This is a genomic window from Maribacter sp. 1_MG-2023 (genome assembly GCF_030547005.1).
In the GTDB taxonomy this organism is placed as follows: Bacteria; Bacteroidota; Bacteroidia; order Flavobacteriales; family Flavobacteriaceae; genus Maribacter.
This window is the reverse complement of record NZ_JAUOPN010000013.1, coordinates 1-24,451: the sequence shown is the minus strand read 5'-3', so window position 1 is coordinate 24,451 and position 24,451 is coordinate 1. Positions and strand designations below refer to the sequence as shown.

The 24,451-nt window shown below is 34.1% G+C and carries 22 protein-coding genes; 17 read left to right on the top strand and 5 right to left on the bottom strand.

Annotated elements, in window-relative coordinates:
- The first annotated feature begins 3 nt into the window (after nucleotides 1-3).
- A complete protein-coding gene (locus tag Q4500_RS14180; RefSeq protein ID WP_133674701.1) occupies nucleotides 4-1,086 on the top strand; it encodes a bifunctional 3-deoxy-7-phosphoheptulonate synthase/chorismate mutase type II in 1,083 nt (360 codons plus the stop codon).
- Nucleotides 1,087-1,520: 434 nt separating this feature from the next.
- Here the strand turns inward: Q4500_RS14180 and Q4500_RS14175 are convergent, their stop codons facing one another.
- Nucleotides 1,521-2,333 (bottom strand): hypothetical protein, encoded by an 813-nt coding sequence (locus Q4500_RS14175; RefSeq protein ID WP_303600292.1) that lies wholly within the window; start codon nucleotides 2,331-2,333, stop codon nucleotides 1,521-1,523.
- Between the two features lie 142 nt (nucleotides 2,334-2,475).
- Here Q4500_RS14175 and rsgA point away from each other — a divergent pair, with 142 nt between their 5' ends.
- The 13 genes from rsgA (at nucleotide 2,476) to Q4500_RS14110 (ending at nucleotide 17,611) form a co-directional block, all read left to right on the top strand.
- Nucleotides 2,476-3,429: a ribosome small subunit-dependent GTPase A gene (gene rsgA / locus Q4500_RS14170; protein WP_303600291.1), complete on the top strand. Its 954-nt coding sequence runs from the start codon at nucleotides 2,476-2,478 to the stop codon at nucleotides 3,427-3,429.
- Nucleotides 3,426-3,878, top strand: coding sequence for a D-aminoacyl-tRNA deacylase (dtd, locus tag Q4500_RS14165; protein ID WP_303600290.1), 453 nt, complete (start codon nucleotides 3,426-3,428; stop codon nucleotides 3,876-3,878). Before rsgA ends, dtd begins: the two co-directional genes overlap by 4 nt.
- Before the next feature lie 77 nt (nucleotides 3,879-3,955).
- Nucleotides 3,956-5,848: a DUF3857 domain-containing protein gene (locus Q4500_RS14160; protein WP_303600289.1), complete on the top strand. Its 1,893-nt coding sequence runs from the start codon at nucleotides 3,956-3,958 to the stop codon at nucleotides 5,846-5,848.
- A 9-nt stretch (nucleotides 5,849-5,857) separates the two neighbouring features.
- A complete protein-coding gene (locus Q4500_RS14155) occupies nucleotides 5,858-7,804 on the top strand; it encodes a transglutaminase (protein WP_303600288.1) in 1,947 nt (648 codons plus the stop codon).
- Between the two features lie 70 nt (nucleotides 7,805-7,874).
- On the top strand, nucleotides 7,875-9,851 hold the full coding sequence (locus Q4500_RS14150) for a DUF3857 domain-containing protein (protein ID WP_303600287.1): 1,977 nt from the start codon (nucleotides 7,875-7,877) through the stop codon (nucleotides 9,849-9,851).
- A gap of 8 nt (nucleotides 9,852-9,859) precedes the next feature.
- Nucleotides 9,860-10,186 (top strand): nucleotide pyrophosphohydrolase, encoded by a 327-nt coding sequence (locus tag Q4500_RS14145; protein ID WP_073247028.1) that lies wholly within the window; start codon nucleotides 9,860-9,862, stop codon nucleotides 10,184-10,186.
- A gap of 37 nt (nucleotides 10,187-10,223) precedes the next feature.
- The gene (gene aroA, locus Q4500_RS14140) at nucleotides 10,224-11,453 is read left to right on the top strand and encodes a 3-phosphoshikimate 1-carboxyvinyltransferase (RefSeq protein WP_303600286.1); all 1,230 of its coding nucleotides are present in this window, start codon (nucleotides 10,224-10,226) and stop codon (nucleotides 11,451-11,453) included.
- A 79-nt stretch (nucleotides 11,454-11,532) separates the two neighbouring features.
- The gene (queA, locus tag Q4500_RS14135) at nucleotides 11,533-12,582 is read left to right on the top strand and encodes a tRNA preQ1(34) S-adenosylmethionine ribosyltransferase-isomerase QueA (RefSeq protein ID WP_299325305.1); all 1,050 of its coding nucleotides are present in this window, start codon (nucleotides 11,533-11,535) and stop codon (nucleotides 12,580-12,582) included.
- Nucleotides 12,583-12,687: 105 nt separating this feature from the next.
- A complete protein-coding gene (gene rlmN, locus Q4500_RS14130; RefSeq protein ID WP_073247022.1) occupies nucleotides 12,688-13,731 on the top strand; it encodes a 23S rRNA (adenine(2503)-C(2))-methyltransferase RlmN in 1,044 nt (347 codons plus the stop codon).
- A gap of 297 nt (nucleotides 13,732-14,028) precedes the next feature.
- Nucleotides 14,029-15,006 (top strand): polyprenyl synthetase family protein, encoded by a 978-nt coding sequence (locus tag Q4500_RS14125; RefSeq protein WP_303600362.1) that lies wholly within the window; start codon nucleotides 14,029-14,031, stop codon nucleotides 15,004-15,006.
- Nucleotides 15,007-15,149: 143 nt separating this feature from the next.
- Nucleotides 15,150-15,713: an RNA polymerase sigma factor gene (locus Q4500_RS14120; protein ID WP_036158614.1), complete on the top strand. Its 564-nt coding sequence runs from the start codon at nucleotides 15,150-15,152 to the stop codon at nucleotides 15,711-15,713.
- Nucleotides 15,700-16,449 carry a hypothetical protein gene (locus Q4500_RS14115; RefSeq protein ID WP_303600285.1) on the top strand — a complete coding sequence of 250 codons (750 nt, stop codon included), beginning with the start codon at nucleotides 15,700-15,702 and terminating at the stop codon, nucleotides 16,447-16,449. Before Q4500_RS14120 ends, Q4500_RS14115 begins: the two co-directional genes overlap by 14 nt.
- A gap of 88 nt (nucleotides 16,450-16,537) precedes the next feature.
- Nucleotides 16,538-17,611: a hypothetical protein gene (locus Q4500_RS14110; RefSeq protein WP_303600284.1), complete on the top strand. Its 1,074-nt coding sequence runs from the start codon at nucleotides 16,538-16,540 to the stop codon at nucleotides 17,609-17,611.
- Between the two features lie 59 nt (nucleotides 17,612-17,670).
- On the opposite strand, the gene Q4500_RS14105 is transcribed toward Q4500_RS14110, so the two are convergent.
- Nucleotides 17,671-17,922, bottom strand: coding sequence for a zinc-ribbon domain-containing protein (locus Q4500_RS14105; RefSeq protein ID WP_303600283.1), 252 nt, complete (start codon nucleotides 17,920-17,922; stop codon nucleotides 17,671-17,673).
- 69 nt (nucleotides 17,923-17,991) lie between these two features.
- Here Q4500_RS14105 and dnaG point away from each other — a divergent pair, with 69 nt between their 5' ends.
- Nucleotides 17,992-19,983, top strand: coding sequence for a DNA primase (gene dnaG / locus Q4500_RS14100; protein ID WP_303600282.1), 1,992 nt, complete (start codon nucleotides 17,992-17,994; stop codon nucleotides 19,981-19,983).
- 76 nt (nucleotides 19,984-20,059) lie between these two features.
- On the opposite strand, the gene Q4500_RS14095 is transcribed toward dnaG, so the two are convergent.
- Together Q4500_RS14095 and nadE are read right to left on the bottom strand one after the other, a co-directional pair.
- A complete protein-coding gene (locus Q4500_RS14095) occupies nucleotides 20,060-20,689 on the bottom strand; it encodes a response regulator transcription factor (RefSeq protein ID WP_303600281.1) in 630 nt (209 codons plus the stop codon).
- Between the two features lie 164 nt (nucleotides 20,690-20,853).
- Nucleotides 20,854-21,642 carry an NAD(+) synthase gene (nadE, locus tag Q4500_RS14090; RefSeq protein WP_303600280.1) on the bottom strand — a complete coding sequence of 263 codons (789 nt, stop codon included), beginning with the start codon at nucleotides 21,640-21,642 and terminating at the stop codon, nucleotides 20,854-20,856.
- A 70-nt stretch (nucleotides 21,643-21,712) separates the two neighbouring features.
- Between nadE and gldB the strand changes: the two genes are divergently transcribed.
- Entirely contained in the window at nucleotides 21,713-22,690 is a 978-nt protein-coding gene (gene gldB / locus Q4500_RS14085; RefSeq protein ID WP_303600279.1) for a gliding motility lipoprotein GldB, read from the top strand.
- On the top strand, nucleotides 22,691-23,032 hold the full coding sequence (gene gldC / locus Q4500_RS14080; protein ID WP_303600278.1) for a gliding motility protein GldC: 342 nt from the start codon (nucleotides 22,691-22,693) through the stop codon (nucleotides 23,030-23,032).
- Here gldC and Q4500_RS14075 read toward each other — a convergent pair.
- A complete protein-coding gene (locus tag Q4500_RS14075) occupies nucleotides 23,029-23,688 on the bottom strand; it encodes a hypothetical protein (RefSeq protein WP_303600277.1) in 660 nt (219 codons plus the stop codon). The two genes, gldC and Q4500_RS14075, sit on opposite strands and share 4 nt — an antisense overlap.
- Nucleotides 23,689-24,451: the final 763 nt, after the last annotated feature.

Here is a 24,451-nt window from a genome sequence, read left to right as displayed (position 1 = left end):
AAAATGGAAAATTCAAAACAAATGAGAACATGGTTGGATGATTTAAACCTTGACCATCCACTAGTAATAGCAGGGCCATGTAGTGCGGAAACAGAGGAACAAGTGTTAGGTATAGCACACTCTCTAAAAGATACCGATGTAAATTATTACAGAGCCGGTATTTGGAAACCTCGTACTCGCCCAGGAAATTTTGAAGGTGTAGGCGCTTTAGGGCTTAAATGGCTTCAGAAAGTTAAGGCTGAAACAGGTATGAAAACAGCAACAGAAGTTGCTAACCGTGCACACGTTGAATTAGCTTTAGAGCATGATATTGATTTATTATGGATCGGAGCAAGATCAACGGTAAGCCCGTTTATCGTTCAAGAAATTGCCGATGCATTAAAAGGAACCGACAAAGTGGTGTTGGTAAAGAATCCTGTAAATCCAGATTTAGCTTTATGGTTAGGAGCCGTTGAGCGTTTGGCTACTGCAGATATTAAAAATTTAGGAGTAATACATAGAGGTTTCTCTACGTATGAGAAAACTAAATATAGAAATATTCCAGAATGGCAAATGGCTATTGATTTACAGACTAAATTTCCAGATTTACCTATTATCAATGATCCATCGCACATTACAGGAAATAGAGAAATGATTTTTGATGTATCACAAACTGCTCTTGATCTTAATTTTGACGGATTGATGATAGAAACACATCATGATCCAGATAATGCATGGAGTGATGCTGCACAGCAAGTGACGCCAAGCAAATTGGTTCAGATCATGAGAGATCTTAAGATTCGTAAAGAGGATAATACCGAGGCTGAGTATAATGCAAAGCTGAACAACCTTAGAGCCAATATTGATATTATTGATAATCAATTAATTGAAACTTTAGGTAAGCGTATGAAAACTTCAGATGCAATCGGAGAGCTTAAAAAGGAGAAAAACGTAGCAGTGTTGCAAAGTACACGTTGGAACGAAATTTTAGGAGCTATGATACTTGAAGGAGAAAGCAAGGGGCTAAGTGAAGAGTTTGTTCTTCGTATGTTCAAAGCAATTCACCAAGAGTCTATTCGTCATCAAGAGAAGATTGTAAACGCTTAAGATTCGCTTAACGTTATAAAAACAAAACATCCGTATTATGCGGATGTTTTTTTTGTTTAAATTTTAATAAATAAGAAAAGTAGTATATTGATTATCTTTCTAATGTTTGTGTCAATAACTTCAAAAGCATATTAGTTAGAATTTTATAAATTAAAATCACGGCAATTAATTCAAAACTAAATGACCATGAGTAATAATATAGCGACCTTATTTGTTATCAAAAATAGGTTGTTCTATGATAATTAATTTTTGTTACTAGGGGGGTAAGTTGTTAATACGTTATAAGAGAATATACTTAATAGATTTTTTTTTGAAAAGTTGTAGAACAAAGAGTGACGTAAAAAGTATACAGTCATTAAAAGCTATTGAGATAGTTGTAGACAAAAAAAGACCCGATGCTAAAAGCAACGGGTCTATAATATAAAGTGAATTTTCTATTGAATAGAGAAATCGAAAACAGATTGGTTTTCTCTACCCTGAGGTACTTGACCTTGATAAATGAAGCAATACTCGCCTGGCTCTAAAACGTCGGGAGTAACCTTAAATTTATTCCCTTCAATTTCTTCGATAGAAAAGTTAAGTGCGTATTCCGGGTCAATACCACTAGTGCTACTTATTCGACTTTTTTTACCGGTAATTACTTCTCTAAGGTTTTTCTTTTCTTTTACTGTAAGTTTTACCAAAACAAATTCATTTGGGTTGCTAGCAATTCTAAACCACCAGTTAAACATACCAGTATCGCCACCTTGATTGTTTTGCATATTGTCAACTTCGGTGACACTTGGGTCAAAAATGAAGGTGAACTCAGGTTGGTTCTGACGAATAACGTTGTTCGATTGTGTTTTTGGTAGTTGTGCTTTCTGTTTAGAATTTAAATAGTTAGAAACTAGTACCTGGGCAATTGCATTAGAATTCGAGCCAGAAAAAACACTTGGCTGAACTAATTGGTCTTCACCGCTAGCATCGGTATAATAAATTCCAGTTTTAGATTTAGTATTCTGTTTTGATTTATCCATTATTAAGGATAAAATTTCAGAAGATACGCCCGCTTTTTTCATTTGTCCGAGAGCTGAAATAGAAGCATCGAATTTAACATCTGAAGTGTTTATTTTATCGATAATCATATAATCGTCAAAACCAAGTTCGACCATTTGTACTACAGATTCGTTTGTGATAGTTTCTTGTGCAGACCCAAAAGTAAGTGCAAATAATGCAAGAATCAGCAATGATATATTAATGAATTTCATTTTCTTGTTTTCGGTTATTATTTAATGTTATATTTCTAATTTCTAATTTCTAATTTCTAATTTCTAATTTCAAATTTCAAATTTATGTTAATTTTTATATTTAAAGCAGTTACTTTGTATAAAAGGAAGGTATTTTGGACAAATGGTAGGAATTGTTTATAAATCTACGGGAAGTTGGTACACTGTTAAGGCAGAAAATGGTGATTTCTATGAATGTAGAATAAAAGGGAAGTTTAGAATAAAAGGAATAAAAAGTACGAATCCCGTTGCTGTAGGCGATAGCGTTCGCTTTGAGGTTGAGACCATCGGCGATGATACCATCGGTATTATCAATGAAATTGAAACCCGTAAAAACTATATTATTCGTAAGTCTGTAAACTTATCAAAACAGACACATATCATAGCTGCAAATTTAGACCAGGTATTTTTATTGGTTACATTGAATAATCCGCCTACGTATCCTGTTTTTATAGATCGCTTTTTGATAACGGCAGAAGCATACGAAATACCTGCGGTTTTACTTTTTAATAAGGTAGATACTTACTCCCCAGAAGAGCTGGATGAAATTAAATTCTTGGCTGCATTATATCGTAATATCGGTTATACCTGTTTAGGTATTTCGGCAGCCACAGGTAAAAATGTAGATAAGGTCAAAGAAATGATGGTAGGTAAGACCTCTATGTTTTCTGGTCATTCTGGGGTAGGTAAATCGACACTGGTAAATGCCATAGAGCCTAACTTAGATATTAAAACAAAACAAATTTCTCAACAGCATGCACAAGGTCAGCATACCACTACGTTTGCAGAAATGTTCGATTTAAGTTTTAATGCTAGAATAATAGATACACCCGGCATAAAAGGATTTGGAATTGTAGATATGGAAAAGGAGGAAATAGGGAACTATTTTCCAGAGTTCTTTAGGCTGAAACAACATTGTAAGTTTAATAACTGTATTCATGTAGACGAACCAAAATGTGCTGTAAAAGATGCCTTAGAAACTGGCGATATTGCATGGAGTAGGTATAATAGTTATTTGCAGATGATAAAAGGCGAAGATGAGCATTATAGGGTAGATATACATGACGAGAAAAAATGAGAGCAGTAATACAGCGCGTTTCCAAAGCTAGTGTAACGGTTGATGGAAAACAGATTAGCGCCATCGAACAAGGTGTTTTAATACTCATCGGCATTGAAAATGAAGATACACAAGACGATATCGATTGGCTTACGAATAAAATAGTCAACCTTCGTATTTTTAATGATGACAACGGAGTAATGAATATGTCACTTTTAGCTACAAAAGGCGATGCAATTGTGGTTAGTCAATTTACGCTACACGCTAGTACTAAAAAAGGCAATCGCCCATCATACATAAAAGCAGCAAGACCAGAAGTAGCTATTCCACTATACGAAGCTTTTATTGCTACCATAGAATATAAAATGGATAAGAAAGTAGGTACAGGCATATTTGGGGCAGATATGAAGGTAGAATTGTTGAATGATGGACCGGTTACAATTTTAATAGACACGAAGGATAAAACTTAGGATTCAATAATATTTCCACATATTTTGTAAGAAAAATTATATTTCATCGTTAGTATTGCTTAGCCAAACTAAAAATAATGCGTTTTTTTTTATTACTGAGCTTGATCTTTACCACGGTCCTAAGTGCTCAAACAAACTACTCTATTCTATCAATAAATGACTCTTTAAAAGAAAATGCCAATGCGGTAGTTCGCTTAGATGAGACAATTGTTGAAATCACTGCAAAAAATAAAATGGAGGTAACCAATCATAGGGTTATTACCATCCTAAAAAAAGCTGGTGAGAGTTCAATTAACCCTTATGCATTTTATAGTTCCAAAACTAAGATAACAGATATTTTAGCGCATGTTTATAATGAACAGGGCGAAGAAATTGAAAAAATTAAACGAAAGGATTTTATTGATATTAGTGCAGTTGATGGCGGTACATTATATGGTGACTCTAGGGTTAAAGTATTTCGGTATACACCAACTTCTTACCCATATACCGTTGATTTTTCTTACACATATACAACACCTAACACGGCATTTTTACCAAGATGGATGCCTATAGATGATTATATGGTTAGTGTTGAGAAAAGTGTTTTTAATATGCAAATAGCTGAATCATTAAAATGGCGGAAAAAAGAAAAGAATTTTGATAATTATGTTATTATAAATCGATCATCCGAATCACTTGTAAGTTATGAGATGAATCAAATTCCGGCACAAAAAAGAGAAGCATTAAGTCCTTCTTTTTATTATTATGAGCCTCAGCTTATGGTTGCATTAGAGGAGTTTCATCTTGAAGGAGTAGATGGCTTCGCTACAGATTGGGAGTCTATGGGGAATTGGCAGTATAATAGTTTGCTTTCTAACCGTGATAAACTACCTGAGAGTACTGTAAGTCTTATGAAAGAAAAGCTTACAGGGATTACTGATAGGGAAGAGAAAATAAAGAAAGTATATGAATATGTTCAAAACAATACCCGTTACATTTCAGTACAACTTGGTATTGGAGGTTGGCAACCAATTTCTGCCGAAGAAGTAGATAGAGTAAAGTATGGGGACTGTAAAGGGTTGACCAATTACACAAAAGCACTTTTGAAATCTCAAGGAATAGAGTCGTTTTACAGTGTGGTACATGCAGGTCAAACAAAACTAGATATGGAAAAGGATTTTGCGATCATGCAAGGTAACCATGTTATTCTGAACGTACCTAACGAAGAAAATGATATATGGCTAGAATGTACAAGTCAAAAAATTCCATTTGGATTTTTAAGTGATTTTACTGATGATAGGGATGTGTTGGTAGTTACGCCTGAAGGGGGGAAGATAAAACATACTCAATCTTATTTGAATGATGAAAATTCACAGATAACCACAGGTGATTTAGTGCTTGACAATGTTGGGGATATTAAGGCAAATTTGGAAATTAAGACCTACGGGTTACAGTATGATAAACATTCTCAGGTAGTAACAATGTCTGGCAAAGATCAGAATGATTATTATACGGAATATTGGAATAATATTAATGCCTTAGAATTAGAGGGTGTTGTTTTTGATCATGACAAGAAAAATGTCTATTTATCTGAGAAAATAAAGGTGTCCGCTCAATCTTATGTAACGAAAATCGGCGATAATTTACTGTTTAAACCTAATGCTTTTAATGTAAGTAAATACGTTCCGAGTAGGTATACGGATAGAAAATTGTCTTTTGAAATTGATAGAGGCTATACAGATAGCGATGAGATCAGTATAAAGCTTCCCGTCGATTTTAAATTGGGAAAATTACCCGATCCTGTCGTGATTACTTCTGAATTTGGTAATTACGAAATGGCGATTCAATTAATCGATAAAAATCGATTGAAATATACAAGAAAAATTCAGCTAAAAAATGGATTATATGACAAAAGTAAATATGATGATTATCGAAATTTTCGTAAAAAAGTTAAAAAGTATGATAACATTAAAATAGTACTAAATAGATAAACTTTAAATATGTCCCAAACTAAATTAATTATTTTAATATTCCTGTTTTTTTCAGTAATCAGTAACGCTCAAGATTATGAATTTGGAAAAATATCAAAACAAGAATTAGAGGAGAATCTATATTTACCTGATTCTTCTGCTGTTGCCGTCTATCTTTATAAATTTAGAAAAACTTATTATGTGTATAGCCAAAATAGTGGATTATCACTTATTACTGAGATTCACGAACGTGTAAAAGTATATGATAAAGCCGGCTTTGATTACGCTACAAAAATAATAAACTTAAGCAAAGGTGTTGGTAGTGCAGAGACTATTTCTAAAACTAAAGGCTATACCTATACATTGGTGGAAGGGGAAATAGTAGAGACTAAATTGGAAAAAGACGGTATATTCAAATCTGAGTTCTCAAAAGGAATTAATCAAGTGAAATTAACTATGCCAAAGGTGAAGGAGGGTAGTATTCTTGAGTATAAATATAGGATAGCTTCTCCATACTATACTAGTTTAGATGAGTTTCGTTTTCAGGAAGAAATACCTATTAAAAAGCTTCGGGCAAGTATGGCTATTTTTGATTATTTCAGGTTTAATCAGCGCCAAAAAGGCTTTTTGATTCTAAAACCTACTACAAAAAGGGTAATGAATAATCAAGTAGGTACCTATGATATTATAACCTCTTATGATTTAGAAAATATTCCAGCGTTAAAAGAGGAAAGTTATGTAAGTAATATTAATAATTATAGAGCAGGAGTAGATTTTGAAATTGTATCTGTTCAAATTCCCGGTGAGATCACGGAAAATTTTGCAAAATCCTGGGAAAATGTTGTGGAGACAATTTACAAAAATACTTCATTTGGGAATGAGTTGAAAAAGAAAAACTTTTTTGAAGAAGATTTGGACAAAGACCTGGAAGGGATTGCAGATGAGAATCGACGAGCACAGGCCGTTCTAGCATTTGTAAAAGAAAAGGTCAAATGGAATAAAAATTACGGTGTTGGGACTGAGGAAGGTGTAAAAAAGGCATATAAAGAAGGTATAGGTAATACTGGTGATATAAATTTATTTTTAGTGACCTGTTTAAAATATGCAGGTCTAGACGCTTATCCTGTAATTTTAAGCACTAGGGATCATGGCGTTCAATTATTTCCCACTTTAAAAGGGTTCAATTATGTAGTCGCTGGTATAAAAAATGGCGATTCTTATGCTGTCTTAGATGCAACTGCAAAGTATAGCGCTGTTGATGTTTTGCCAATGCGAGATTTAAATTGGTTTGGTAGAGCGGTTCAAAAAGATGGTACCGGGGTGATGGTGGACATGTCTCCGGAAAGAAAATCTATTGAGACTACCATGGTGAATTTGGTTCTTGGTGATGATTTAAATTTTAAAGGTTCTGTGAAACAGCGTTATTCAGATTATTATGCAATGCTTTTAAGAGAAAAGTATAATAATGTAACCGAAGCTGAATATATTCAAGATTTAGAAACAAAATATGAAGGGCTTGAAATATCAGATTTTAAAATAAAGGATGCAGCTCAATCTGGCAAAAAATTAAACCAAGCTTATAGCGTTAGTTTAGAAGAAAGTGTTGATGATACCGGAGACAAATTATATTTTTCCCCATTATTATACTTATCTCAATTAGAGTCACCTTTTAAAGCTGAAAAAAGGGAGTTTCCAGTTGATTTTGGTTATCCATGGGAAGATCGTTTTATAATTAATATTGAACTTCCAGAAAATTATCAAGTAGGAGCTTTACCGGAGAATAAAATACTTTCTTTACCAAATAAATTAGGACAATTTCACTTTCAAGTAACTAATTTGAAAAATACACTTCAAATTTCTTCTAAAATCAGTTTTAATAAATCTTTGGTTTCTAGTGAAAATTACGAACAATTGAAAGAATTTTATCGCCAGATTATTGAGAAGCACTCGGAAAAAGTCATGTTAGAGAAAATTTAGGAAACTCAAGAATCAAGTTTGAGGATAATTCTTTATCTAATAATATTCATCAATTTATTACTATTTATTTATGCCCTATTTTAGAGTAACAACAATTTTTTGCGCATTATTTTTTTACTTTCAAAGCGGTATCTCTCAAGAAAAACCAGAGTTTGGTGCTATTTCACAATCAGAAAGTGCATTTACATCTTATGAAAAAGATGAAGAAGCAACAGCAGTTTATCTGTATGAGTACGGAGATAATTATTTTGAAATTAGAGATGATTATATATTACTAATTACAAAATACCATGCTAAAATTAAAATACTAGAAAAAGAGGGTTTTGAATATGCGAATATTGAAATTCCTCTTTACCGTTCTAAGACAAGAAAAGAGAAAATAGTTAATATAAAGGCACTCACGCATAACGGTGAAATTAAACATTCAGTAAATACGGGTGAATTTTTCAATGAAGAAGTCAATGAAAAATGGTCACAAACAAAATTCACTTTTCCTAACGTTAAAGTTGGGTCTATTATCGAATATGAATTTGAGATGCAATCTCCTTTTTACTTTAATTTTACAGGGTGGGATTTTCAATCTGATATTCCTAAGGTATACTCTGAATTTAATGCTAAAATACCCGGTAATTGGCTATATAATAGAAGTTTAAAAGGAAATTTGGGCCTAGATGTCAATGATGCTAATGTTGTAAAAGGGTGTTTTAAATTTCCAGGGACCAAAGATGATAGCGATTGCGAGTCTTTAAAATATGTAATGAAAGATATTCCTGCATTCAAAGATTCTGAAGCATATATGTTATCATCCAATAACTATAGGTCAAAATTAGAATTTGAACTATCGGAGTATAAAAGTTTCTATGGTGGTACCGAAAAGTATACGAAATCATGGAAAGATGTAGATAAAGAATTTAAAACGGATAAGGACATTGGTAGTCAGCTTCGTAAAAAGAGTTTTTTTGAAAAAAATGTAGATAAAAGTTTATTGACGGAAGGCGATGAAATTACCCGTGCCAAGAATATTTATGAGTTTTTAAAAAATCATTTCACTTGGAATGAAAAATATAGTATTTGGCAAGGTAACAAGGTTAAAAAAGCTTTTGATGAGAAAAAAGGTAATGTAGCCGAAATAAATATTGCATTAATAAACCTTTTAAATGCAGCTGATATAGAAGCGAACATGATGGTTATGGCTACTCGAAAAAGAGGATTACCAAAGAAGACACATCCGGTTATGAATGATTTCAATTATATAGTTGCAAAAGTTGATATTGATGGCGAGTCATATTTGTTAGATGCTACTGATAAATATATGCCTTTTGGCATGTTGCCATTTCGTTGTCTTAATTACTATGGCAGAGTTATGGATTTTGATAAAGAAAGTTATTGGTACGATATTGTAGCCGAGAAAAAGAATTCAATTATGCTACGTGCACAAATGTCTATAGATTCAAATGAAAAAAAGTTAGAAGGTGTATTTGACTTAATTAATACAGGTTATAAAAAAGTTTCTCAAGATGAAGTGTTAGCAACAATAAAAGAAGATAGTTATATTGAGAAATTAGAAGAAGAGATTTCAGATGATTTCTATATTATTTCTCACGAAAAGAATTTAAAATATTCTAATGAGAAAAAGTTGACTGAGCGATTCAATTTTGAAATTGAAAACTTATTTCAAGGAGATAATATTTATCTTAATCCGTTTGTGATTAAATTCTTTGATAAGAATCCTTTTGTAGCTTCAGAGAGAAACTATCCGGTAGATTTTGGTTATCCAATGAAATATCAATATGTCGTAAATATTAAAATACCAGATGGGTATAATGTAAAGTCGATACCCGAGAATAAAAATTTTAGTATGCCAGATAATGGAGGTATCTTAAAACTAAATGTATCTGATAATAACAGTGGTGCCCTTAATTTATTTTTTACTTTTGATTTGAATTCTGCACATTATAATAATGCATATTATGAGGGGTTGAAACAACTTTTTAATGAAGCTGTAAAAAGTCAGAGCCAATCTTTAATTGTTTTTGAAAAAATTTAGAATAACATATGAATATCGAAAACGCACAACTAGAAGTAGATAACTGGATCAAGGAACATGGCGTTCGTTATTTCAACGAGCTTACCAATATGGCACAGTTGACAGAAGAAGTAGGCGAGGTAGCTAGAATTATTGCTAGACGCTATGGTGAGCAAAGCGAAAAGGAATCTGATAAGAACAAAGATCTGGGCGAAGAATTGGCAGATGTAATGTTTGTGGTATTATGTTTGGCAAATCAGACAGGTATCGATTTACAACAAGCTTTTGATAAAAAGTTAGATTTAAAAACAAAGCGTGATCATGACCGTCATCACAACAATAAAAAGTTGAAATAGGCGTATATTTGGCGTTCTATTTTTAAAACCATACGCTTTGAAACTTCACTTAACCGGTCCGTCAAATCATCAATTAAAAGATACTATAACTATTACAGGTTCTAAAAGTGAATCTAACCGTAGTTTATTATTGGCGGCACTATACCCAGATATTAAAATTGAAAATATTTCAAATTCTGATGATGCTCAGGTAATGGCAAAAGGTTTGGAAATTTCAGAGGGTACGGTAGATATTCATCATGCTGGTACGGCAATGCGTTTCTTAACAGGGTATTTCTCTTCTCAAGAAGGTAAAGATGTAATTCTTACCGGATCTAAAAGAATGACCGAAAGACCTATTAAAATTCTTGTGGAAGCTTTAAGAACATTAGGGGCAGAAATCTCTTATGTACAAGATGAAGGGTATCCGCCTATAAAAATTAAAGGTCAACGTATTGAAAAAGATAAAGTAAGTCTGCCTGCTAATGTGAGCAGTCAGTACATTTCTTCTTTGTTATTAATTGCACCAAGTTTAGAAAACGGACTAGAATTAGAACTGGTCGGTAAAATTACTTCGGTACCTTATATTAAAATGACTTTAGCATTGCTTGAAGAAATAGGTGTAGAAACCTCTTTTGAAGGTAATATGATTAAAGTTTCACCGAAAGTAAAAGTAGTACCTACAACCTTGGTGGTAGAATCTGACTGGAGTTCGGCATCTTACTTCTATGGTATTTGTGCACTTGCAGCACCAGGTACTGAAATTACCTTATCTGCCTATAAAAAGAAAAGTCTTCAGGGCGATAGTGTACTTGCAGATATTTATAAAGCCTTCGGAGTAGAAACTACCTTTGGTGAGAATAAAGTCACCTTAAAAAAGACCGATAAAAAAGTATTGGTAGCAAATGAATTCGATTTAGCCAATGCGCCAGATATTGCACAAACTATTGCAGTTACTTGTTTCGGATTAGGAGTTGGTTGTCATTTAATTGGTCTACACACTCTAAAAATCAAAGAAACTGATCGATTGGAAGCATTACATACAGAGCTTTCTAAATTAGGTGCGAATATTTCGGTAACTGATAAAACACTTACTATAGAGCCAACGACTGAAATTAACGCAGATGTAGCTATAGATACCTATAACGATCATAGAATGGCAATGGCTTTTGCACCGTTGGCAATGAAAACTACTCTTTTTGTGAATGATGCAGAAGTGGTTTCTAAGTCATATCCTGATTTTTGGAATGACCTAAAGCAACTAGATTTCAGTATAAAAGAATTATAATTAACGTTTTACTTGACAAGGCCTATCTGCAGATTGTATATTTGCAGCCGCAATTTGCTACAATAAATATAACAGCTACATGAAATTATCAAATTTTAGTTTTGAGCTTCCAGACGAATTATTGGCGGAGCATCCATCTGAAAATAGAGATGAGTCTAAATTAATGGTTATCCACAGAGAGACCGGAAAAATTGAGCACAAGATGTTCAAAGACATGATCGACTATTTTGATGAAGGTGATGTTATGGTTCTTAATAACACTAAAGTTTTTCCTGCTCGTTTATACGGTAACAAGGAAAAAACAGGTGCACGTATAGAGGTTTTTCTTTTACGTGAGTTGAACGAAGAACAACGTCTATGGGATGTTCTTGTAGATCCGGCACGTAAAATACGTATTGGTAACAAGCTATATTTTGGTGATGATGAAACGTTGGTAGCTGAGGTTATTGATAACACTACTTCTAGAGGTAGAACATTACGTTTCTTATATGATGGTGCTTACGTAGATTTCAGAAGAAAACTAAGAGAGCTAGGGGAAACGCCGTTACCTAAGTATATTAAAAGAGATGTTGAGCCAGAAGATGAAGGTCGTTACCAGACTATTTATGCAAAGCATGAAGGTGCGGTTGCAGCCCCTACTGCTGGTCTTCACTTTTCTAAACACTTATTAAAGCGTTTAGAAATTAAAGGTGTTGATTTTGCTGAATTAACTTTACATGTTGGTTTAGGTACATTTAACCCAGTAGAAGTTGAAGATCTTTCTAAGCATAAAATGGATAGCGAAGAGCTATTTATTGATGAGAAAGCTACAGATATTGTTAATAATGCTAAGAGAGAAAAGCGTCGTATTTGTGCTGTAGGTACAACTGCAATGAGAGGTTTAGAAAGTGCGGTTTCATCGAAGCATACTTTGAATACTTATGAAGGTTGGACAAATAAGTTCATTTTCCCTCCTTATGATTTTAGTATCGCTAATGCAATGATTACTAATTTCCACTTACCAAAATCTACATTATTGATGATGGTATCTGCATTTATGGGTCATGATTTAATGAACAAAGCATATAAAGAAGCAATACTGGAAAACTATAAGTTCTATTCTTATGGTGATGCCATGTTGATTATATAAGTTCAAAATATATCCTTTCTAAAAAGGACAAAATAATAAAATCCCGCTTTATCACATATTGAGAAAGCGGGATTTTTATCACTAGTAATACCTACCTTTAAAAAGATGGAAGAAATAAAGAAAAAAGATATTCGGGCACTAACGCGAGAGCAGCTTAGAGAATTCTTTGTTTCTAACGGTGACAAAGCTTTTCGTGGTAACCAGGTGTATGAATGGTTATGGCAGAAAGCAGCTTATTCTTTTGATGTGATGACTAATCTATCAAAAGAAACTAGAGAAATGCTAGAGGCTAATTTTGTAATCAACCATATTAAGGTAGATTTAATGCAGCGTAGTAGCGATGGTACCATTAAAAATGCCGTTCGTTTACATGACGATTTAATTGTAGAGTCGGTCTTGATTCCTACGAAGTCAAGAACCACTGCCTGTGTATCTAGTCAGGTAGGTTGTAGTTTAGACTGTAGGTTCTGTGCAACGTCTCGTTTAAAACGTATGCGAAATTTGAATCCTGATGAGATTTATGATCAAGTTGTTGCTATAGACAATGAAAGTCGCTTGTATTTTGAAAGACCATTGAGCAACATTGTTTTTATGGGGATGGGAGAGCCTTTGATGAACTATAACAATGTCTTGAAGGCAATTGATAAGATTACTTCTCCTGACGGATTGGGGATGTCTCCAAAACGAATTACGGTTTCAACTTCTGGTGTGCCTAAGTTAATTAAGAAAATGGCAGATGATGAGGTGAAATTCAAATTGGCTGTTTCATTACATTCCGCAATCGATGAAATTAGAACATCTATTATGCCGTTTAATGCTAAGTTTACATTGAGTGACTTGCGAGAGTCTTTAGTGTATTGGTATGAGAAAACAAGAAGTAGAATTACTTACGAATATGTAGTTTGGGACGGAATTAACGACGCTCAAAAAGATGTTGATGCCTTGGTAGAATTCTGCCGTTTCGCACCATCTAAGGTAAATCTAATAGAATATAACCCTATTGATGATGGCGAGTTTAAACAAGCTTCTAACGCAGCCATAGACCGCTATGTTAATACATTAGAAAAGAATAATATAGTTGTAACCGTTCGTCGTTCTAGAGGAAAGGATATTGACGCTGCATGTGGACAGTTGGCAAATAAAAGTTAGAAGTACAAAGTATTAAGTAAGAAGTAAAAAGTGGAATAGGGAAAATAGAATATTTAGTAAAACGAATTACTAGAGCTATTGCTAGCATAATATCTAAGTAGTTTATACTTAATACTAAAAAACGCGAAGCGTTAAAGCCAAAAGCCAAAAGCATTTTTGAGCTTGAACTTGAACTTATTTTTTTTCCAACAACCAACAACCAACAACCAACAACCAATCCCTTTAAACCATTATCTCTTCTCGGAGTACTGTTAACTGCTTGCTTTTGACTAATTTTGCCGTTCTAATACAGAGCAACTGAAAATAGTAGCACAAATAAAGGAACCTGTCTATCAGGAAATGGAGCTGTTTGAATCTAAGTTTAGAGATTCAATGACCTCTAAGGTTGCGCTACTCAATAGAATTACCCATTACATCGTAAATCGCAAGGGGAAGCAAATGCGCCCTATGTTCGTTTTTCTAACAGCAAAACTGTTGAATGACGGAGAGGTGAATGAGCGTACCTACCGTGGTGCTTCGGTTATAGAATTGATACATACGGCAACATTGGTTCATGATGATGTGGTCGATGAAAGCAATAAACGCAGAGGATTCTTCTCAATAAATGCCCTTTGGAAAAATAAGATTGCCGTTTTGGTTGGCGATTATTTACTGTCTAAAGGCCTTTTATTATCCATAGATAACGAAGATTTCGATTTGCTCAAAATTATCTCTGTCGCCGTTCGCGAAATGAGCGAGGGCGAATTATTACAGATAGAGAAAGCAAGGCGTCTAGATATCACTGAGGATGTCTATTACGATATTATCAGACAAAAAACGGCAACGTTAATTGCAGCATGCTGTTCTCTCGGTGCTTGTTCAGTAAAGCCCGAAAGCGAAGATGTAGAAGCTTTCAGGAAATTCGGAGAACTTTGCGGTATGGCATTTCAGATCAAAGATGACCTTTTTGACTATGGAACTAAACAAATAGGAAAGCCAACCGGTATTGATATTAAAGAGCAAAAAATGACTTTGCCATTAATATATGCGCTAAACCACTGTACCAAAAAAGAGAAAAGCTGGGTCATTAATTCTATCAAAAACCATAACCAGGATAAAAAGCGCGTCAAAGAAGTTATCGCTTTTGTAAAGGATAAAGGCGGATTGGATTATGCGGTAACTAAAATGCTGCAGTATAGAGATGAGGCGTTAAATCTGCTAAGTACATATCCTGATTCTGAGTACAAAAGTGCTTTAGAGTTGATGGTGAATTACGTGGTGGATCGTAAAAAGTAATTCCCTAAAACAAAATATAATCTTTTTTATTTTTAAGTAACTGTATTTCAGTATTTTAAAAATTAATTTTAATTTTTGTTTATCTTCAGGCAACTATATCTGCTTCTTCTGCGTCTATGCTAATAGAAGACCAAACCAATATTTTGAAAATTATACCTTTTTATAAAAACGAGAAGCAGCTCATTAAAAAAGCAACATCGGGTAACCGCGATGCGCAAGAGCGTTTGTATAAAAAACATGCTCCAAAAATGTTGAGTGTCTGCCGTCAGTATATTAAAGATATTCATTTTGCGGAGGATGTAATGGTGCAAGGTTTTCTGAAAATGTTCAATAAGCTAGATACGTTCAAGTTCGAAGGTAGTTTTGAAGGATGGTTGCGGCGGATAATGATTCGAGAAAGCATCTCTTATTTAAGAAAGCAGCAGTTTGTGGTTTATGACGATGAGGTGTATGAAAAGAATCAATCTGAAGAAATATCGCAAAGTACCGATTTAGATACCGAGCATATTCAACAATTAATAGATGCTTTGCCGCAAGGTTATAAAATGGTATTTGTGTTGTATACCGTAGAAGGGTATAAGCATAAAGAAATCGCAGAAATGCTTTCCATAACGGAAAGCACTTCAAAAACACAGTTATTAAAAGCCCGAAAATTGCTTCAAGAACAATTAAGGCAACAAAATATTATAGGGTATGGAAACCGATAAATTCGAAAAACATATAAAAACCAAGTTGCAAGAGCGGGAGATTAATCCGTCAGAAAATGGGTGGTCCAAAATTTCATCAGAATTAAATACTGATACTGCAAAAAAGAAACCTGTGTATTTATGGTTGGGCGTTGCAGCAAGCATTGTAGTGTTGCTGGGTGTTGCATTATTTTATTTTAATGGTACTAATGAGTTGAACGAATCAACAATAGAGTTGGTAGATATCGAAAATGAAAATAAGGTTGAAGAGGTAATCACTGAAGATCTAAATCAGCTTGAAAAAGAACACATAGTTGTTTTGCAAACAGAAACAAAACCGGAGAGTATAGCTTTAGAAGAGGTAGAAATTGAAGTGCCTGATGCAAAAGAGAATATCATTTTAAATAAAGCTATAGAAGTAGCAGCTGTAGAACATGTCACTTCAGATAATTCCAATACTAAATTAAAAATATCAGACGAAATCATAAATTCTAAAGTAGTAGATATAGTCGCTCAAATAGATGTTTTAGAGCAGTATAGTACGGTTACCGATGCAGAAGTAGATTCGTTATTAAGACGTGCTCAAGATGAAATATTAAGAGATAAAATATTTAATACAGATAAATCTGTCGATGCAATGGCTTTGTTGACAGAGGTTGAAGAAGAACTTGATCAATCTTTCAGAGACCAAATTTTTAATTCTTTAAAAGCCGGTTTTATAAAAGTGCGAACTGCAGTGGCAGACCGCAATAATTAATCAAACACAAATCGTTTTATCCTACATCTCTATAAATTTTATAGGGACAGGGAGCGGAGTTTTATTCATCAAAAAAATCAAAATCGAAATGAGAACAATTACAATGTATTTAATAGTGGTGTTGACACTTTTCATGGTGCAATATTCAGCAGCACAAGAAGATTATCAAAAGAAAATTGAAACTTTAAAAGAACAAAAAGCTAAAATTACCCAGCAAGAAAAGGAAGCTTTAAAATACGAAGTTGAAAACATTAATGAACGACTCCAAAACGGAAGTATAACGGTTGACGAAGCAAATTCAAAAAAACAAGAAGCGGCTGAAAAAAGGGCTTTGAATATTGAAAATAGAATTTCAATCATAGAGAATCAAATTAATCTATTAGAACGTAATGAAGGTAAAACATTAGTTTTAATTGAGTTTGATACTATTTCAGATAAAGGTCTTCGTTTGGGTGTGGATATTAACGGAAAACCTGCGGTATTTTTTAAATCTAAGAATTGGAAAAGTGAAATTCGGTATGACAGAAGAACGTATTCGGATTTTGTAATGGCCGTAGGTCTTAATAACGCAATTGTTGAAGGTCAATCTCTTAACGATTCACCTTACAAGATAGGTGGTAGTAGATTTTTTGAAATGGGATGGCAATGGCGAACTAGGGTGTTTAAAAACACCAATTTTCTTAGATTTAATTACGGATTTTCATTTCAGTTTAACGGATTAAAACCTAAAGATAATCAGTATTTAGTTTCGCTAGAGAATGGACAGTCTGAACTTCAAGAGTTTGAATATGAGTTAAATAAATCTAAGTTTAGAATGGATAACCTGGTTTTTCCTATTCATTTTGAATTTGGACCTTCCAAGCTAAAAACCACAGAGAAGACAATTCGCTACTCATTAAAAGATCAATTTAGGTTGGGTCTTGGAGGGTACGGTGGGTTTAATTTGGGTACACGCCAAAAATTGAAATACAACCTTGACGGTGATAATGTAAAAGACAAACTAAAGCGTAGTTACAATACCAATGATTTAATTTACGGTTTAAGTGCTTATGCAGGTGTTGACGGTTTTCTATTATATGTGAAATATGATTTGAATCCTATATTTAAAGATGCCGTTGTAGAACAGCACAACATTTCCTTAGGCCTTCGTTTCGACCTTTAAATAAGAAATTCATCAATCAAATTAGCTGTGGTACCGTGTTTAATTACCGGTTACTACAGCTAATTATTTGTTTTAGAAAGTTCCAAATTCATCTCTTCGGTAAACTCATTCTCATAATAACCACTTTTACAGTAACTACATTCTATCGTAGTAGTACTGGAAATTTTAAATAGCTTGATCCAAAAGATATGAAAATAGTTCTTTTGGATAATAGCACTTAAAGTTCCGCGTTGCTGGCAATACGGACATGTACTGTTAAAAAGTTTTTTAGTTTCTGGCTTTCCTGATCTAGTGCCAAAGAATAGAATCATTATTACTATTTTTGATAGTTCTAATTTACCAAAATTATTTATCTCCTTCAGAGGGGTTAAGGTCGAAATATGATTTCAAAAATTACCATCGATAAAGTATATGAATCCGCTCGACTAGAAGAGGTTATTGGTGATTTTGTACAGCTAAAAAAATCAGGGTCTAACTTTAAAGGACTTAGCCCTTTTTCTGATGAGAGATCGCCAAGTTTTATGGTATCGCCGGTAAAGCAGATTTGGAAAGATTTTAGTAGTGGTAAAGGCGGTAATGTGGTAGCTTTTTTAATGGAGCATGAGCATTTTACGTATCCTGAGGCTATTAAATACTTAGCAAAGAAATATAATATTGAAGTAGAGGAGACTGAGCAATCTAACGAACAAAAAGAACAGGCCAGTGAGCGCGAAAGCATGTACTTGGTGTCTGAATTTGCCCAAACGCATTTTAAAGAAATGTTGTGGGAATCTGAGTTGGGTAAGGCAATAGGACTTAGCTATTTTAAAGAACGTGGTTTTACAGATGAAACCATCAAGAAATTTGAGTTAGGGTATTGCCTGGATCAATGGGACGGATTTACAACTGCAGCGCTAGATAAAGGGTATAAACTAGAATACCTTTCAAAAACAGGATTGACCATAGTAAAGGACGACCCTAACAACCCTAATGGGTCTAGAAAATTCGACCGATTCAAAGGTAGGGTGATGTTTCCTATCCATTCTTTAAGTGGTCGTGTGCTTGGTTTTGGTGGGCGTATTTTAACGAACGATAAAAAGGCAGCCAAGTACCTAAACTCCCCTGAAAGTGACATCTACCATAAGAGTAAGGTGTTGTATGGTATTTACCATGCTAAGCAATCTATCGCTAAAGAAGACAATTGTTATTTGGTAGAAGGGTATACCGATGTTATTCAATTTGTACAACGCGGTATTGATAACGTAGTATCATCTAGTGGTACTGCCTTGACACCAGAGCAGATTAGGCTTATTAATAGATTGACCAAAAATATTACGGTATTATTTGATGGTGATGCGGCAGGTTTACGAGCGTCGCTACGTGGTATCGATCTTATTTTGGAGCAAGGCATGAATGTACGTGTTTGCACATTTCCAGAAGGCGAAGATCCAGACAGTTTTGCTAAGAATAATGAGTTAGAAGATGTCATGACCTACCTTAATGACAACGCTAAAGATTTTATTCAGTTCAAGGCGTCGCTTCTGGTAAAAGAGGCAGATAACGATCCAATAAAGAGAGCAGATACAGTAAGGGATATAGTGAACAGTATTGCTAAAATTCCCGATCGAATTCAAAAAGAAATCTATATTCAAGAGTGTGCTCAGATCATGAATATATCTGAAGCGGTATTATTTAATACCCTTGCGCAGATAGAGAAGAAAGAAGATAAGGATGTAAAGAGCCAGCCTAAAGAAGAGCAGAAAGCTTTTGATGTAGTTCGTGGTAAAGATGTAGATGAGCAAAAGCAAGAGAAAGTTGATGTACAATATGTTTTAGAGCGAAAAATTATAGAATCGCTTATGCTTTATGGTAATCTTAAAGAGCAGTTTGAAGATTTAGTATTAAAGGAAAATGATGCCGGAGATTTGGTATTAGAGCCAGAATTATCAGAGATTAAGGTGTACGAGAAAATTTATTTAGATCTGCAAGAAGATGAAATAGAATTGGCGAATGAAGATTTCCGTAAAATGTATGCTAGATTGATAGAAGCCTTAAATGAAAAAGAAGATTTTTCGATCACCAATTTTGTTAATGGTTTAGAGCAAGAAATGGCAAACCAGATTTCTTCTATTTTAATGGAAGAGGAGCGGTATATGTTACATGATTGGGAGCGTAAAGAGATTTTTCCGAAGAGTAAAGAAATTGGTGTTGCGCAGTTGGTAAGTGAGACGATACTTACGTTGCGTTGTTTTTTGATTAAAAAGAGAATGAATACTTTGCAAAATACAACTCAAGATTCTACTACAGATCATAGAGAAGTTCTTGAAGAGATTATGAATTACATTCAGTTGAATAAATTACTAAATAAGAAATTAAATAGAGTGTTATCTTAATATTGAAAAGATGTCATAAAATAAAAAAAGACCTGCTAAAAGCAGGTCTTTTTTTATTTTATTCAGTTGTAAGAATTTAGTACAATTCTAAGGCTTTTGCCTGTTGTAATAAATCTACCATGTTGTCTACATTTAATTTTTTCATTAAACGAGCTTTGTAGGTACTAACTGTTTTTTCATTTAGGTTCAAGCCTAATGCAACTTCTTTGTTACGTTTACCACTAGCTAAAAGTTTTAATACTTCTATTTCTCTAGTTGATAATTTTCTAAAGAACCTTCTTGGTTTTTTAGTTCCTTCATCGAAAGCAAGACGTTGTGCAAGTTCGTTTGTAATGAACATGCTACCTTCACTTACTTTAGTTACTGCTGCAGTAATGTATTCTACACCAGAAGATTTCGATAAATATCCGAAAGCACCAGCTCTAATGGCACTTAAGGCGTAAACATCTTCAGATTGACCGCTGTACATAAGGACTTTTACGTCCGCGTAATCTTTTTTAATTCTGCGTAATGCCGCTATTCCATTAACATCAGGAATATCCATTTCTAGCATGACTACATCGGGGGTTGTGTCTTTAAGTTTTTCAAAAAGATCTTCGGTAGTAGCTACCTCATCGATCAGTTCAAATCCCTCAGCGGATTCTAGAACCTTCCTAACTCCCATTCTTATGATAGGGTGGTTATCCGCTATTAAAACTTTGATCATTAATTGTTTTTTTATATAGATTTTGGAACCTTTTTGTCTGAAAAGACAACATGCAATGTAAGGCTTAAAATTCTAAATTAGAAGTCAAAGTTGCATTATTTTACTTTTAATGTAAAATTTTCGGCTTTATTTTCGATTTAATACCTTGATTCTTAGTTGAGTTGTTATTTTAACTCTTTTGGTATCTCACAAACCGGTATAGGTAGCATTTTATGCTGGTTCATTGTATTTAACCTTGTAAAGATAGTATAAACTTCCTTTTTTCTACCCTCAAAATCATCAATTTTTTTACCCTCGTCTTTCATGTTCATCGCCCATTCTAGCTCAGGGTAAGAAGCACCGATTTGATCTTCATCTGTTCTATCATCGCCCCACAATCCATCAGTTGGTGCAGCGCCGATTATCTCTTCGTTAATGCCTAAAACCTTTGCAATGGCATATACTTCAGTTTTCATTAAATCTGCGATCGGACTCAAATCTACTCCACCATCTCCGTATTTAGTGTAAAATCCTACGCCGAAATCCTCCACCTTGTTACCAGTTCCCGCTACAAGGTAGCGTTCAAGTGCTGCAAAATAGTATAAGCTGGTCATACGTAAACGAGCTCGTGTATTTGCCAAAGACATAAATCTGTCCTCTTCATTATCAACAGCTGGTAAAGTAGCAACCAAACTATCGAACACCGGTGTAAGGTTTACCGGTTGTCTTTTTACATTTTTGAAATTCTCTTGTAACCACTCAATATGGCGAGATGCACGGTCGCTTTGATTCTCGGCTTGGTGAATCGGCATTTCTAAACAAAGAAGTTCTAAACCTGTCTTTGCGCATAGGGTTGAAGTGACCGCAGAATCAATTCCGCCAGATATACCAATGACAAAACCTTTCTGTTTTGCGTTTGTGGCATAATCCTTTAACCAATTAACAATGTGCTCAATTACCTTTTCCGTTTGCATACCGCTCTAATTATTTAGTAAAATCAATTAACTTTGCCATAAAAATAAGTTGAACACTGTGAATAATAAAATGTATTCTAAAATACTTACCAAGGTCAAACCTATTTTTATACTATTATCAGTTTTTTTCATTCTTTCTAGCTGTAATGATAGTGATAAGGTAGCTGAAGAGATTTCTGCCATACCGATAGATCTAAAGATTTCGCGATTTGATCGTGAGTTTGCCGCTTCTGGCGAAAAAGGTTTACCGGCATTGCGTAAAATGTACCCGTATTTGTTTCCGGCACCAGATAGTGTTTGGATCGCCAAGATGGAAGATTCTCTTCAAATAGAATTGTTTCAAGAGGTGGGTAATGCCTTCCGTAGTTTTGAAGATGAGGAAGAAGGGTTGGTACAACTATTCAAGCACATCAAATATTATTTTCCAGAATACAAGGTGCCAAAAGTACTTACGGTAACCAATGATGTAGATTATAATAATAGAATCATTTTAACCGATAGTTTATTATTTATTAGTCTTGATAATTACTTGGGTTCTGAGCATAAATATTATGGCGGATTTCAACGATACATAGCACAATCTTTAGATCGCAATTATTTAGTGAGTGATGTAGCAAGTGCATTTGCCAAGCAAGTTGTGCCAAGACCTAGAGATCGTACATATCTTGCCCGTATGGTTTATTTCGGTAAAGAATTATACCAGAAAGATAAATTAATGCCAGAGGCTGCTGATAGTAAAAAAATAGGATACTCTGAATCTGAAATGGAATGGGCTATAGCAAATGAAGAGCCTATGTGGAGAAATTTTATAGAGAACGAATATTTATACAGTACCGATAATAAATTGAATCAGCGATTTTTAGATCCTGCTCCGTTTTCAAAATTCGGATTAGAATTAGACAACGAATCGCCGGGGAGACTAGGTCGTTACATAGGGTGGCAAATAGTACGTGCCTTTATGGAAAATAATGATGTAAGCATGATGCAATTAATGCCGATGCCTGCGGATGAAATATTTAAAAAATCAAATTACAAACCGAGAAATTAGATGGCAGATTTACATACTTCAGAAATTACACTGCGCGTAGGATTAGATGAAAATAGAATTCCTGAAAAATTAAACTGGTCTGCACAAGACGGTGGTATTGAAAATGAGGAAGTCAAAGCTATGTTATTATCTGTTTGGGATAGTAAAAACCAAGAGTCTTTAAAAATTGACTTGTGGACAAAAGATATGCCTGTTGATGAGATGAAAACATTTTTTCACCAGACATTGGTTTCTTTGACCAATACTTTTCAAAAGGCGACACAAGACGATAAAATGACGGCTACCATGAAAGATTTCTGTGATTACTTTGCTGAAAATCTAAATCTTAAAGAAAAAGACTAAGCTGTTTTTAACTTCTTTTTTCCTTTCGTTTTTTTAATCCAGTAGATAATATAGACAGTGCCTAAAACAGATGGGGTAATCCACGCCCATAAGGTGTCTTGGTGCATACCTGCAACTATAAATGCGGTAACCGAGGCTATAAGTGCACCTAACATTCTACTAAGGTGATTTATGAGCCAAAGCTTCCTGTTTTCTAATGTGGTCTTAAATAGTTTATAATCTCCGTAAGGTAGAAATAGACCTATTATTCCGAAGAACAGAAAAAGAATACTGTGAGAATAGCCGTTTAGGAGTCCGGTGACACCAAAGCCAATCATCAATAAAGCTGATAAAGCCATAATACCTGAAACCAATTTATCGGTCAAATTTGCTTTTGTTTTTATGACAGATTTAAATGTGAGCGCTCTATTACCAGCGAGCACCATATAAATAGTAAAAATACCAATCAAGAATAAAAAGGTATTGATGTGGTTGGGCATTCTCGCAATCACCAAAGAAATTGCAGAACTAATAATCATAGACCATGAAAACCATTTGCCCAATCGTTTATGGTTTAGCCTTCCTTTTTTAACAACAATACTCGCAATGCCGGTAAGTAGTCCCACACCGCCAAAAAAGGCATGTATGAAAATGAAGATTTCAATGATATTTTCCATGGTCAGTTGGTTTTATATTACTCAAAGATGGAGGAATTATTCTATGGAAAATAAGTTAAGTTACTCAATTGTAAGTTTTGGGTGCTGAATTGTTTTGGGAAGTTTTAAGTACAAGGTACAAGGTAAGAAGCACAAAGTCTTAAGTAAAAAGTATACGTCATTGCGAGGAGAATTTCGCAACGAGGCAATCTGTGGTCTTAATATTATCAATGTCAGTTCGAGTGTTTTCTAAAAGAAAATGTATCGAGAACAGGTTTGTAACACGCAAAGGTTCTCGATACAAATTTTCTCATCCTTCAAAAATTTACTCGAACTGACAATACGTTTTGCTATGGTAAAGAGTATTTAGTGTTTAGTGAAAAGTATGTGGCATTGCGAGAAGTTTTTCACATCGTGGCAATCTGTGGTCTTAATATTATCAATGTCAGTTCGAGTGTTTTCTGAAAGAAAATGTATCGAGAACAGGTTCGGTACACGCGAAGGTTCTCGATATAAATTTTCTCATGCTTCGAAAATTCACTCGAACTGACATTTCGTTTTGTAATAGTAAAGAGTATTAAGTAAAAAGTATACGTCATTGCGATGAGAATTTCGCGACGTGGCAATCTGGTTGCTAGAAGAACAAAACTACTCTAACAGAAATTTCATTTTTCATTTTTCATTTTTCATTTTTTAACTTTTACTAATTACTAATTACTAATTACTAATTACTAATTACTAATTACTAATTACTAATTACTAATTACTAATTACTAATTACTAA

Bases quoted from the DNA above. Each gene is read 5' to 3' on its own strand.
- Q4500_RS14115 (WP_303600285.1), top strand. From the start codon at position 15,700: ATGGAAACCGATAAATTCGAAAAACATATAAAAACCAAGTTGCAAGAG.
- Q4500_RS14075 (WP_303600277.1), bottom strand. From the start codon at position 23,688: ATGGAAAATATCATTGAAATCTTCATTTTCATACATGCCTTTTTTGGC.
- Q4500_RS14180 (WP_133674701.1), top strand. From the start codon at position 4: ATGGAAAATTCAAAACAAATGAGAACATGGTTGGATGATTTAAACCTT.
- Q4500_RS14155 (WP_303600288.1), top strand. From the start codon at position 5,858: ATGTCCCAAACTAAATTAATTATTTTAATATTCCTGTTTTTTTCAGTA.
- dnaG (WP_303600282.1), top strand. From the start codon at position 17,992: ATGATTTCAAAAATTACCATCGATAAAGTATATGAATCCGCTCGACTA.
- Q4500_RS14150 (WP_303600287.1), top strand. From the start codon at position 7,875: ATGCCCTATTTTAGAGTAACAACAATTTTTTGCGCATTATTTTTTTAC.
- Q4500_RS14175 (WP_303600292.1), bottom strand. From the start codon at position 2,333: ATGAAATTCATTAATATATCATTGCTGATTCTTGCATTATTTGCACTT.
- rsgA (WP_303600291.1), top strand. From the start codon at position 2,476: ATGGTAGGAATTGTTTATAAATCTACGGGAAGTTGGTACACTGTTAAG.
- gldC (WP_303600278.1), top strand. From the start codon at position 22,691: ATGGCAGATTTACATACTTCAGAAATTACACTGCGCGTAGGATTAGAT.
- dtd (WP_303600290.1), top strand. From the start codon at position 3,426: ATGAGAGCAGTAATACAGCGCGTTTCCAAAGCTAGTGTAACGGTTGAT.
- Q4500_RS14105 (WP_303600283.1), bottom strand. From the start codon at position 17,922: ATGATTCTATTCTTTGGCACTAGATCAGGAAAGCCAGAAACTAAAAAA.
- Q4500_RS14095 (WP_303600281.1), bottom strand. From the start codon at position 20,689: ATGATCAAAGTTTTAATAGCGGATAACCACCCTATCATAAGAATGGGA.
- gldB (WP_303600279.1), top strand. From the start codon at position 21,713: ATGTATTCTAAAATACTTACCAAGGTCAAACCTATTTTTATACTATTA.
- queA (WP_299325305.1), top strand. From the start codon at position 11,533: ATGAAATTATCAAATTTTAGTTTTGAGCTTCCAGACGAATTATTGGCG.
- Q4500_RS14110 (WP_303600284.1), top strand. From the start codon at position 16,538: ATGAGAACAATTACAATGTATTTAATAGTGGTGTTGACACTTTTCATG.
- Q4500_RS14145 (WP_073247028.1), top strand. From the start codon at position 9,860: ATGAATATCGAAAACGCACAACTAGAAGTAGATAACTGGATCAAGGAA.
- Q4500_RS14160 (WP_303600289.1), top strand. From the start codon at position 3,956: ATGCGTTTTTTTTTATTACTGAGCTTGATCTTTACCACGGTCCTAAGT.
- nadE (WP_303600280.1), bottom strand. From the start codon at position 21,642: ATGCAAACGGAAAAGGTAATTGAGCACATTGTTAATTGGTTAAAGGAT.
- rlmN (WP_073247022.1), top strand. From the start codon at position 12,688: ATGGAAGAAATAAAGAAAAAAGATATTCGGGCACTAACGCGAGAGCAG.